At 73.0% G+C, this 11535-nt stretch carries 12 protein-coding genes; 11 read left to right on the top strand and 1 reads right to left on the bottom strand.

The annotated features are described in order from the left end of the window. The 5 genes from AOK11_RS06995 to pgm all read left to right on the top strand — a co-directional run. A partial coding sequence (locus AOK11_RS06995) for an STM4013/SEN3800 family hydrolase (protein ID WP_055592765.1) occupies nt 1–605 on the top strand: 605 nt, incomplete at its 5' end. Continuing rightward, nucleotides 602–1975 carry an STM4012 family radical SAM protein gene (locus AOK11_RS06990; protein WP_055592764.1) on the top strand — a complete coding sequence of 458 codons (1374 nt, stop codon included), beginning with the start codon at nt 602–604 and terminating at the stop codon, nt 1973–1975. The genes AOK11_RS06995 and AOK11_RS06990, both read left to right, overlap by 4 nt. A gap of 34 nt (nt 1976–2009) precedes the next feature. Then, nucleotides 2010–2918: an STM4011 family radical SAM protein gene (locus AOK11_RS06985; RefSeq protein WP_055592769.1), complete on the top strand. Its 909-nt coding sequence runs from the start codon at nt 2010–2012 to the stop codon at nt 2916–2918. After that, the gene (locus AOK11_RS06980) at nt 2915–3343 is read left to right on the top strand and encodes a hypothetical protein (protein WP_055592763.1); all 429 of its coding nucleotides are present in this window, start codon (nt 2915–2917) and stop codon (nt 3341–3343) included. The genes AOK11_RS06985 and AOK11_RS06980 overlap by 4 nt, the downstream gene beginning before the upstream one ends. Before the next feature lie 105 nt (nt 3344–3448). Continuing rightward, nucleotides 3449–5089, top strand: a complete 1641-nt coding sequence (gene pgm / locus AOK11_RS06975; protein ID WP_055592762.1) for a phosphoglucomutase (alpha-D-glucose-1,6-bisphosphate-dependent) — start codon at nt 3449–3451, stop codon at nt 5087–5089. Nucleotides 5090–5196: 107 nt separating this feature from the next. On the opposite strand, the gene AOK11_RS06970 is transcribed toward pgm, so the two are convergent. After that, on the bottom strand, nt 5197–5712 hold the full coding sequence (locus AOK11_RS06970; RefSeq protein ID WP_055592761.1) for a hypothetical protein: 516 nt from the start codon (nt 5710–5712) through the stop codon (nt 5197–5199). Between the two features lie 274 nt (nt 5713–5986). On the opposite strand from AOK11_RS06970, the gene AOK11_RS06965 reads away from it, so the two are divergent. From AOK11_RS06965 to AOK11_RS06940, 6 genes are all read left to right on the top strand, one after another. Next, a complete protein-coding gene (locus tag AOK11_RS06965; RefSeq protein WP_055592760.1) occupies nt 5987–7078 on the top strand; it encodes a PP2C family protein-serine/threonine phosphatase in 1092 nt (363 codons plus the stop codon). Nucleotides 7079–7133: 55 nt separating this feature from the next. Beyond that, complete coding sequence (locus AOK11_RS06960; protein WP_079034680.1) at nt 7134–7691, top strand: MarR family winged helix-turn-helix transcriptional regulator; 558 nt, start codon at nt 7134–7136, stop codon at nt 7689–7691. Between the two features lie 116 nt (nt 7692–7807). After that, nucleotides 7808–8911: an alpha/beta fold hydrolase gene (locus tag AOK11_RS06955; RefSeq protein WP_079034679.1), complete on the top strand. Its 1104-nt coding sequence runs from the start codon at nt 7808–7810 to the stop codon at nt 8909–8911. Beyond that, the gene (locus AOK11_RS06950) at nt 8908–9339 is read left to right on the top strand and encodes a hypothetical protein (protein WP_055592759.1); all 432 of its coding nucleotides are present in this window, start codon (nt 8908–8910) and stop codon (nt 9337–9339) included. Before AOK11_RS06955 ends, AOK11_RS06950 begins: the two co-directional genes overlap by 4 nt. Before the next feature lie 98 nt (nt 9340–9437). Continuing rightward, complete coding sequence (locus AOK11_RS06945) at nt 9438–10703, top strand: glycosyltransferase family 4 protein (protein ID WP_055592758.1); 1266 nt, start codon at nt 9438–9440, stop codon at nt 10701–10703. Next, nucleotides 10700–11518, top strand: a complete 819-nt coding sequence (locus tag AOK11_RS06940) for a hypothetical protein (RefSeq protein ID WP_055592757.1) — start codon at nt 10700–10702, stop codon at nt 11516–11518. Before AOK11_RS06945 ends, AOK11_RS06940 begins: the two co-directional genes overlap by 4 nt. Nucleotides 11519–11535: the final 17 nt, after the last annotated feature.

Genomic DNA, 11535 nt, shown 5'->3' with positions numbered 1-11535 from the left:
GCCCGCACCCCCGCCTGTTCGCGGCCCGCTTCGCCGGCAGCGAGACCACGGCCGACGGCACCTTCGTGTACGACACCCCGGACCTGGTGTCGGGCCTGGCGAAGGAGGGCTACCGCACGGTGTGCATCGGCGGAGTCGGCTTCTTCAACCGGCAGGGACCTCTCGGCTCGGTACTCCCCGGCCTGTTCCAGGAGTCCCACTGGGAACCGGAGTTCGGCGTCGCCTCGCCCACCTCCTTCGAGGCCCAGGTGACCCGCGCGGAGGAAGTCGTACGGGAACTGCCCGACGAGCAGCGCCTGTTCCTCTTCGTCAACGTGGCCGCCCTGCACCAGCCCAACTGGTTCCACCTGCCCGGCGCCATCCCGGCCGACGGCGACAGCCGCGCGACGCACGCCGCCGCCCTGGAGTACGTCGACCGGCACATCGGCCGCCTCTTCGCCGCCGCGAGCAGCAGGCGCCGCTGCTTCGCCGTCGTCTGCTCCGACCACGGCACCGCGTACGGCGACGACGGCTACACCGGTCATCGCATCGGCCACCCGTCCGTGTGGACCGTGCCCTACGCCCACTTCCTCCTGGGCCACACCCCCGCCGAGGCCGCCCGATGACCACCGCCACCAGCCCTCACCCCCACATCGCCGGCGCACACCCGGCGAGCCCCTACCAGAGCTACGTCTACGCCTACCCGCACAAGACCGCCTACCGGCAGCTCCCCGACCGCCCGCTCCTGCGTGACCTGTGGGCCGCCGAACCCAAGGACGCCCTCTCCCTCTATCTCCACATCCCGTTCTGCGAGGTCCGCTGCGGCTTCTGCAACCTCTTCACCCGCATCGGCGCCCCGGACGGCCTCACCGGCGCCTACCTGGACGCCCTGGACCGGCAGGCGGGCGCCGTGCGGGAGGCCCTGGGCGAGCAGGACGGCCTGCGCTTCGCCACGGCGGCCTTCGGCGGCGGCACCCCCACCTTCCTCACCGCCGCCGAACTCGAGCGGCTGTGCGACATCGCCGAACACCGCATGGGCGCCGATCTGCGCGCCGTCCCCCTGTCCGTGGAGGCCTCGCCGGCCACGGTCACCGCCGACCGGCTGGAGGTCCTCGCCGCGCGCGGCACCACCCGGCTGAGCCTCGGCGTCCAGAGCTTCGACGACACCGAGGCCCGCGCCGCCGTACGGCCACAGCGCCGCGCCGACGTCGAGGCGGCCCTCGGCCGCATCCGCGAGGCCCGGATCCCCGTCCTCAACATCGACCTGATCTACGGCATCGACGGCCAGACCGAGCGGACCTGGCTGCGCTCCCTGGACGCCGCCCTGGCCTGGCAGCCCGAGGAGCTCTACCTCTACCCGCTCTACATACGCCCCCTGACCGGCCTCGGCCGCCGCGCACCGGCCACCGACCCGGCCTGGGACGAGCAGCGGCTGCGCCTGTACCGGCTGGGCCGCGACCACCTCCTCGCCCGCGGCTACGGCCAGCAGTCCATGCGCATGTTCCGCCGTGCCGACGCTCCGCCTCAGGGGGCCGACGACTACGCCTGCCAGACCGACGGCATGATCGGCCTCGGCTGCGGCGCCCGTTCGTACACCGCCGGTCTGCACTACTCCTTCGACTACGCCGTCGGCATGCACGAGATCCGCGGCATCATCGACGACTACGTCTCCCGCCCGGCCGCCGACTTCGCCCACGCCGAGTACGGCCGGACCATCGACGCCGACGAGGCCCGCCGCCGGCACCTCATCCAGTCGCTGCTCCAGGCGGACGGCCTCGACACCGCCGACTACCGGACCCGGTTCGGCAGCATGCCCCAGGACGACTTCGGCACCGAACTGTCCCGGTTCGCCGAGCGCGGCTGGCTGGCGGACGACGGCCCGCACGCCCCGTCGACGCGGCTGACCCCGGAAGGGCTCGCCCACTCCGACGCCATCGGTCCGGAGCTGTTCTCGCCGGCCGTCCGGGCCGCCATGGCCGCCTACGAGCGGAAGTGAGACCCGCCCCATGACCGGCTTCCCGACCAGCCCCATGGACCTGACCGTGCTCTACCGGGGCCCGCTTGCCTCGTGCGACTACGACTGCCCGTACTGCCCCTTCGCCAAGCGCCGCGACAGCCGGGAGCAGCTGCGCGCCGACCGGGCCGCCCTGGAGCGGTTCACCGACTGGGCCACCGCGCAGACCGGCGACCGCCTCTCGCTCCTCTTCACCCCCTGGGGCGAGGGCCTGGTCCGCTCCTGGTACCGGCGCGCCCTGACGGAACTCTCCCACCGGCCGCACATCCGGCGGGTCGCCATCCAGACCAACCTCAGCTGCCGCACCGACTGGCTCGCCGACGCCGACCTCGACACCCTCGCCCTGTGGTGCACCTACCATCCGGGGCAGACCCCGTACGACCGCTTTTCGGCCAAGTGCCACGAACTGGCCCGCCTCGGTGTCCGGTTCAGCGTCGGCATCGTCGGCCTGCCCGAGCACCTGGAAGCGGCCCGGCGGCTGCGTGCGGAACTGCCGGACCAGGTGTACCTGTGGGTCAACGCCGCCGAGGGCCACACCTACGACGACGCGGAGGCCGAGGTGTGGACCGCGTTGGACCCGCTCTTCCCCTACAGCCGCCGTCCCCACGCCAGCGCGGGTGCGCCCTGCCGCACCGGGGAGTCCGTGATCTCCGTCGACGGCGAGGGCACGGTCCGCCGCTGCCACTTCGTCCCCGACGAGCTGGGCAACCTCTACGACGGCAGCTACCGGGTGGCCCTGCGGCCGCGGGCCTGCCCCCTCACCAGGTGCGACTGCCACATCGGCTATGTCCACCTGGAGACGCTGCCGCTGTACGACGTGTTCGCGGGCGGTGTCCTGGAACGCATCCCGGTGTCGCCCGCGGGGCGGGACTTCCGGGACCGGGCGGGTTTGCCGAGGGGTTCAGCGGCAAGTCGGTGTCCATGAGTGAACAGAACAAGAGCGCGAATCAGAAGACCACCTCCACCCGGACCGCCGCGTCCAAGGCCCGGAACGCCACGGAGAAGGCGACCGCTCCCGCGGAGCGGGCCGCCGGTGGCGTTGCCACCAAGGCGGGTGACGCGGCGTCAGCGGCCAAGTCGGGCGCCGAGCGCGCGGCCGGAGTGGCGAACGGTGCCGTGCAGAGCGCGGCCAAGGGCGTCGAGGCGGGCCGCCGGGCGGTCGTCGCCACCTCGGGACAGGTCGCCGCCACCGCCGTGACCGCCTGGACGGTCCTCACCCACCGCAAGCTCGTCGCCGCCAGCGTCGGGGCGGGCCTGACCGTGCTGAGCGCCGCGTCCTACGCGGTGGGGCGCCGCGCGGAACGCCACAGCCACGGTCCTTTCACGCGGATGACCGGCGGACGCATCTGACGCGGGGGCGGTGCGGGGCCGGGCGGTTCCACTCGCGCGGTGCGGCCTCGAAGAGGAAAGATGTGTCCACAAGCGCAGAATCAACCCCTGCCAAGGAGTGGGCACATGCAGCACGAGCGAGCGGGCGGCCCGGCCCGCCCCGAGGACCTCGTCGACGTCGCTCGGCTGGTCACGGCGTATTACGCGGTGCACCCGGACCCCCAGGACGCGGGACAACGTGTCGCGTTCGGGACGTCGGGGCACCGGGGATCGTCCCTGGCGGGCGCGTTCAACGAGGACCACATCGCCGCGATCAGCCAGGCCATCTGCGAGTACCGCGACGGCCAGGGCACCGACGGCCCGCTCTTCCTGGGCGCCGACACCCACGCGCTGTCCGAGCCCGCGCGGGTCACCGCCCTGGAGGTGTTCGCGGCCAACGGAGTCACGGTGCTCATCGACAGCGCCGACGGCTACACGCCGACCCCCGCGGTCTCGCACGCGATCCTCACCCACAACCGGGGCCGCACCACCGGCCTCGCGGACGGCGTCGTCGTCACCCCGTCCCACAACCCGCCCGCCGACGGCGGCTTCAAGTACAACCCGCCCAGCGGCGGCCCCGCGGGCTCGGAGGCGACCGGCTGGATCCAGGACCGGGCCAACGAGATCATCCGGGGCGGCCTCGAGGATGTCCGGCGCATTCCCTACGCCCGCGCACTCACCGCCCCCGGCACCGGCCGCTACGACTTCCTCGGCACCTACGTCGCCGACCTGCCGAGCGTGCTGGACCTGGAGGCGATCCGTACGGCAGGCGTCCGTATCGGGGCCGACCCGCTGGGCGGGGCGTCCGTCGACTACTGGGGCCGGATCGCCGAACAGCACGGCATCGACCTCACGGTGGTCAACCCCCTCACCGATCCCACCTGGCGGTTCATGACCCTGGACTGGGACGGCAAAATCCGCATGGACTGCTCGTCTCCGCACGCCATGGCGTCCCTCATCGAGCGGCGCGACCGCTTCGACATCGCCACCGGCAACGACGCGGACGCCGACCGGCACGGCATCGTCACCCCGGACGCCGGCCTGATGAACCCGAACCACTACCTCGCCACGGCCATCCAGTACCTCTACGCGCACCGCGAGCAGTGGCCCGCCGGGGCCGGTGTCGGCAAGACGCTGGTGTCCTCCGCGATGATCGACCGGGTCGCCGCCGATCTGAAGCGCGAACTGGTCGAGGTGCCCGTCGGCTTCAAGTGGTTCGTCGACGGACTGGCGGGCGGCACCCTCGGCTTCGGCGGTGAGGAGTCCGCCGGCGCCTCCTTCCTGCGCCGTGACGGTTCGGTGTGGACCACCGACAAGGACGGCATCCTCCTCGCGCTGCTCGCCTCCGAGATCACCGCGGTCACCGGGAGGACACCCTCCGAGCACTACGCCGCGCTCACCGCCCGCTTCGGCGAGCCCGCCTACGAGCGGATCGACGCCCCGGCGACCCGGGAGGAGAAGGCCCGCCTGGCGAAGCTCTCTCCCGCGCAGGTCACCGCCGACACCCTCGCCGGGGAGGCGGTCACCGGGGTGCTCACCGAGGCCCCCGGCAACGGCGCGTCCATCGGCGGCATCAAGGTGACCACGGCCAACGCCTGGTTCGCGGCCCGCCCTTCGGGCACCGAGGACGTGTACAAGATCTACGCCGAGTCCTTCCAGGGCCCCGGCCACCTCCGCCGGGTGCAGGAGGAGGCCAGGACGGTGGTGCTGTCGGCACTGGGCGGCTGACCGGTCCCGTACCGTCCGGCTGCCGCCGACCGCCCGGCGCGGGTGCGACGTCGGCCGAGGGTCGCACCCGGGCCGCGTATCGCGCCCGGCGTGCGGCCGGCGGCGCGTCAGCCCGCCTGTACCGCCGACGTGGCCGGGGACGGGGAGGCGAGGCCGGACGGGGCGGACGTCGCCGTGGGCAGCTCCGCGGGGACGTCCTCCGACTGCTGCAGCACCGTGTCGGCGGGCCCCTGGTCCGCACTGCCCGCGCCGGTGGACAGCTGGGACCAGGCACCCAGGACCAGCGCGATCGCGGCGGCCGTGCCGATGACCCGGCAGACCCGGCGCGCCCTGGCCCGCCCGTCCAGGTTCCGCCACGACGGGCCCTCCCACGGATCGTCGGGGTGCCACAGGTCACCGACGGCGCCCGTGGTGTCGGTGGCCTGACCCTCCGTGCGGTCGCGCGCGTCCGTGCCGGCCGGCTGCCACCCCGACGCCCGTTGCAGGGCGGAGGGTTCGACGGGGGCGGTGGCGCGGATGGCACGTTCGTTGTCCGTGAGGAACCGCTGCCAGACCTCGTCCGGCACCGACGGCGTCCTGTCCCTGTCCTCCGGCGTCTCGCCGTCAGGTCGCTGCGCGGTCACGTCCGTTCGTTCCTCTCCGGTGAGGGAGCCCGTCGAACACACCTCAGCTCACTCGCACCAGGACCCCGGGCAGGATCATCCCACAGCACGAAATCGTCGGGCCAGGGGCCCGGAGCCCCGGATGTCGTCGTCCGGGCCGGGGACTCGATTGCGTGAAGGTCCGAGGCGGGGGCCGGAACGCGCCCACGGCCATTGCATAGTCTAACGGTGGGGGAGGGGCGTCTGCGGAGGAATCGGACGGCTCTCGAGTGCCTCGACACCGCTGGAGCAGGTCATGACCGACGAGAAACCGCCATCGAGCCAGACGGCGCTGTCCTGGATGCCGTTCGTGGTGATGGCAGTGATCGCGATCATGGACGTCCTGGTCGGACCGGGGGTGGGCCTGCTGCCCCTGGTGGCGGTCGGCCCCGCCTTCGCCGGACTCGTCGGCGGCTGGCGCCGTACCGCGGTGATCGGCGTACTGGCCCTGCTGCTGTGCGTGGGGCTGGGCCTGTACAACGGGCTGTTCGCGGAGCGCCGCGGGTACACCGCCATGGTGTCCGTGGCGGGGGTCACCGGCGTCGGTATCGCGGCCGCGGTCATGCGCTCCCGCCGGGAGGCGGAACTGGCGAGCATGCGGTCGATCGCGGAGGTCGCGCAGCGCGTGCTGCTGCGGCCGGTGCCGCTGAACGCCGGGGCGTTCCAGGTGGCGGTCTCCTACACGTCCGCCGTCGCCGAGGCCCGTATCGGCGGCGACCTGTACGAGGTGGTGGCCTCACCGCACGGGGTCCGGGTGATCGTCGGCGATGTCCAGGGCAAAGGGCTGGCCGCGGTGGAGACGGCCGCCGTGGTGCTCGGTGCCTTCCGGGAGGCCGCCTACGACGAGCAGGACCTGGCCGGAGTCGGCGAGCGGGTGGAACGCAGCGTGGCCCGGGAACTGGAGGGCGAGCGGTTCGTCACCGCCGTCCTCGCCGAGATCGACGTGGGCCGGGACCTCGTCCTTCTGAACTACGGGCACCCGCCTCCCCTGCTCGTACGGCGCGACGGCGGCGTCGACTTCCCGGAGCCGCCCTCGTACGCCCTGCCGCTGGGCCTGACCGCGCACGGCACCGAAGGGCCGGAGCCCTTCACGGTCGGGTTCGAGCCCGGCGAACAACTGCTGCTGTACACCGACGGGGTCACCGAGGCGCGTGACGAGGAGGGCCGCTTCTATCCGCTGGGCGAGCGCACCCACCTGCTGAAGGAGCCCGACATGCACCGCGCCCTCGAGGCCCTGCGCGAGGACCTGGTCCGGCATGCCGGCGGGCCGCCCGGTGACGACGCCGCGATGCTGCTGCTGCGCCACCAACGGCACGGCGACGGGAACCCGCCCCCGCCCGGCGGCTGAACCGTGGCTCCGCCGCACGGGCCGGGCGATGACGATGACGAGGTACAAAGGATCCATGCCGGAGCGTGAGATTCCCGCCGGGACGGGTGACGACGTCGACGCCGTCACCCGTGCGGTCCTGACCGCCTCACGGTTGCTCGTGGCGGTCTCCGCGCGGTCCCTGGGCGCGGTCGGGGACCGGGTGACCCTGCCGCAGTTCCGCATGCTGACGGTCCTGTCCACCCGCGGTGACACCAAGCTGGTCGCCCTCGCCGGACTGCTCCACGTCGCCCCGTCCACCGCGATGCGCATGGTGGACCGGCTGATCGCGGCCGGACTCGTCGTACGGCACACCAATCGGGCCAACCGCCGCGAGACACTGCTGCGGCTGACCGACGAGGGCCGGCGGACCGTCGAGGACGTCACCGCGCGGCGTCGCGCCGAGATCGCCGCCATCGTCGAACGGCTCACTCCAGGGGAACGGGTGGCGCTCGTCGAAGCACTCACCGCGTTCAACGAGGCAGGCGGCGAGCCACCGGCTCCGGACGCCCCGGAGGGCCCGCAGCACTCGGACGCCCCGCGGCTCCGCCCGCCCGGCCTGCCCGCCGAGGACGGAGGCGCTCCGCGGAAGTGATCCGGCCGAAGCGCCGATTTGCCGAAGCGGCAACAAGGCTCCACCCCCACCCGCCCCTGCCTCCATGCTCGGAGCACGGTCCCGGTGCGGGACGGATCACGAGTCACGGAGCACGTATGCCACCGCAGCAGCCCCAGCACGACGCCACCCACCGGCTGGTCCCCTCGCCCGCGGGCCGCATCCATCTGGTGGAGCAGGGCACCGGCCCGCTGGTCCTGCTCGTGCACGGGTTTCCCGAGTTCTGGTACTCCTGGCGCCACCAACTGCCCGCCCTGGCGGCGGCCGGGTACCGCGCGGTGGCCGTCGACGTCCGCGGCTACGGCCGTTCCTCCCGGCCCACCGCCACGGACGCCTACCGCATGACGGAACTGGTGGCGGACAACGTCGCGGTCGTGCACGCCCTGGGGGAGCGGTCCGCCGTGATCGTCGGGCACGACTGGGGATCGACGATCGCCGCCCACTGCGCCCTGCTCAGGCCGGACGTCTTCCGCGCGGTGGGCATGCTCGGCGTGCCCTACGCCCCACCCGGCGGCCCGAAACCGAGCACCGTCTTCGCCTCGATGGGCGGCGACGAGGAGTTCTACGTCTCCTACTTCCAGCAGCCCGGCCGGGCCGAGGCCGAGATCGAACCGGACGTACGCGGCTGGCTGGCCGGCTTCTACGCGGCGCTGTCCGCCGACACCATGCCCGCTCCGGACGCCCCGGGACCGTACTTCGTGAGTCCGGGCGGTACCCTGCGCGACCGGTTCCCCACCGGCCGGCGGCCCGCCTGGCTGGGTGAGACCGACCTCGACGTCTACGCCGCGGAGTTCGAACGCACCGGCATGAGCGGAGCCCTGGCCCGCTACCGGACCATGGACCGGGACTGGGAGGACCTCGCCGGCCACACCGGCGCGCCCCTCACGCAGCCGTCCCTGTTCATCGGCGGTGCCCTGGACGCGTCCACGGCCTGGATGGGCGACGCCATCAAGGCCTTCCCCGGCACACTTCCCGGGCTGTGGGGCTCCCGCATCCTCGACGGCTGCGGCCACTGGGTCCAGCAGGAACGGCCCGAGGAGACCAACGCGATCCTCACGGACTGGCTCGCGGCACTGCCCGCCGTCCGGGAGCAGGGTGCGCCGCGGCGCACCGGAGCGGGCGACCGGGCTTCAAATATGCATGCTAAATTCCTATTTGAGGGATCCCGCTCACAGGACGCACAGGACGGTGACACCCGATGACGGCAGACGACGGCGACGTCACTATTGGGCGCGGGGGCGACGTCCCGCTGCCCCGGATGCTGTGCGACACGGACGCGCTGGCGGCGCTCGCGGACGCGCCGGCCGGCGCCCTGTGGCGGCTCGCGGAGTCCGGCCGGCAACTCGACGCCAACGTCGTACGCATTCCGCCCGGCCGGCAGGTCGACACCCACCGCGAGCCCGACCTCGACGTGCTGCTCCTCGTCCTGGCCGGCGAGGGCTCGCTGACCGCGCCCGACGGAACGCGGGCCCTGCGCGCGGGCGCCCTGATGTGGCTTCCGCACGGCTCCACACGCGCTCTCGCCGCCGGCGGGCAAGGACTGACCTACCTGACCGTGCACCGCCGCCGCCCCGGCATGCAGATCAAGTCGCCGGACGTGACGGCACCTTCGGCCGACCGGCCCCAGTAGAGGTGACCAGGCGAAACTTTCGTCCAGAAGGCGTAACTCGAGCCAACGAAGTGATAACAGCAGACAACTTCTGAACGCTTTAGGCGGTCTAGTCCGCCATGAAGATCTCTTTCCTGATCCACAACGCCTATGGCATCGGAGGCACGATCACCACCACGTTCAACCTCGCCGCCGCGCTGGCCGAACGGCACGACGTGGAGATCGTCTCCGTGCTGCGGCACCGGGAGCACCCCAACCTCACCCCGCACCCCGACGTGCGGCTGCGGCCCCTGGTGGATCTCAGGACGGAGAAGGACGACCCCCGGCACCGAAGACCGGCCAAGGTGTTCCCGGCGGCCGAGTACCGCTACCACCAGTACAGCGAGTTGACGGATCAGCGGATCGCCGAATGCCTGGAGTCCATCGACGCCGACGTGGTCATCGGGACCCGGCCGGGACTCAACGTGCACCTCGCGCTCCAGGCCCCTGAGCACGTCGCACGCGTCGGCCAGGAGCACCTCACCCTGGACAACCATCCGCCCCGGCTGCGTACCGCGCTGCGCCGTGCCTACCGCCGCCTCGACGTGCTCACCACCGTCACGGAGGCGGACGCCGACTCCTACCGGCGCAAGACGAGGCTGCCCGGTGTGCGTGTGGAGGCCCTCCCGAACAGCGTCCCCGACCCCGTGCTGCCCGCCGCGGACGGCACCGCCAAGGTGATCGTCGCGGCCGGCCGGCTGGTCCCGGTCAAGCGCTACGACCTGATCGTCAAGGCGTTCGCCCGGGTCGCGGCGGCCCATCCGGACTGGCAGCTGCGCATTTACGGCAAAGGCGAGGAACAGCCCGCGCTGCGCCGCCTGATCGAGTCGCTCGGCCTGTGGAACAACGCCTTCCTCATGGGCGCGGCGACTCCCATGGAGGCCGAGTGGGTCAAGGGCTCCATCGGCGTGGCCGCGTCCAACTTCGAGCCGTTCGGCATGACCATCGTCGAGGCGATGCGCTGCGGACTGCCCGTCGTGAGCACCGACTGCCCCTACGGACCCGGCGAGATCATCAAGGACGGGGTCGACGGCCGGCTCGTGCCCGTCGATGACGCCGACGCCCTCGGCGAGGCACTGCTGGACCTCGTCGGCGACGACGAACGGCGCCGCCGCATGGGCAGGGCCGCCCTCGACAACGCCCGCCGGTACGCCCCCGGACCCGTCGTGGCACAGGCCGAACGCCTCGCCGAGGAGGCCGTGGCGGCCCGAAGCACCGGCCGGCGCCCCGCGCCGGACGGCGGCCGGGCCCACCGGAACCTGTCCGGCCAGGGCCACGCCGCCGCCGACCTCGCCCTCGCCGCCGCCTCCGAGGCGCTGCGCACCCTACGGAAGGGACGCCGATGAGCACCGCCGCACAGGACACGGGCGCACCACGCGCCCACTGCACGGTCGACACCGACGGCCGGACCCTCTTCCGCGTCGACCTCCGCTCGGCCGGGCGCCCCCGGCTGGCCCTGGTGCCGAGACCGAAGAAGAACGTGCCGCAGCAGCCCACGCGCCTCCTCGACCTCGAACCCCACGGCGACGACGGCGACCTCCGCGCGGTGCTCGAACCGCTGCCGGCCCTCGCCGAGGGCCGCTGGGACGCGTACCTGATGAGGGAACCGGACGCCGTACGGGAACGGCTGCGCCCGGGGCTGCGGGACCTGCGCGCCCTCGTCGACGGAAACCTGCGGGAGTGGCCGTCCCCGGTGGCCGTCCGGGTCCCCTACGCCACGAAGGACGGGTTCCTGGCGGTCCGGACCTGGCTGCGCCCCGCCCACGCCGAGGCCGGCCGCCTCGACCTCGCGGACGGTGCGATGACGGTCCACGCACGCCTGCACGGCGCCGAACTGTCCGACGACGCCACCGCGTTGCTCCGGCTGCGCAGCGACAAGGGCACCACGCGCTCCTTCCCGCTGCGGACCGACGGCAGCGCCTTCTCCTTCACCGCTCCCTTCGGGGAACTGACCGGCAAAGCGCCCGGCGACCAGGTCTGGGACGCCTTCCTCCGGCCCGCCGCCGGTGTCCCGCCGGTCCGGATCGGCCGGCTCCTCGACGACGTGGCCGACCGCAAGACGGTGTGCGTGTACCCGGCGCTCACCGTCGGCGAAGCCGCCGTGCGCCCGTACTACACCGTCGACAACGACCTCGCCGTCGAAGTGACCGCCGCGCACTGAACCGTCCGCCGCCCGCC

This window comes from Streptomyces hirsutus, assembly GCF_001418415.1.
Taxonomy (GTDB): Bacteria; Actinomycetota; Actinomycetes; order Streptomycetales; family Streptomycetaceae; genus Streptomyces; species Streptomyces hirsutus.
This window is presented reverse-complemented; position numbering and strand designations above follow the sequence as displayed.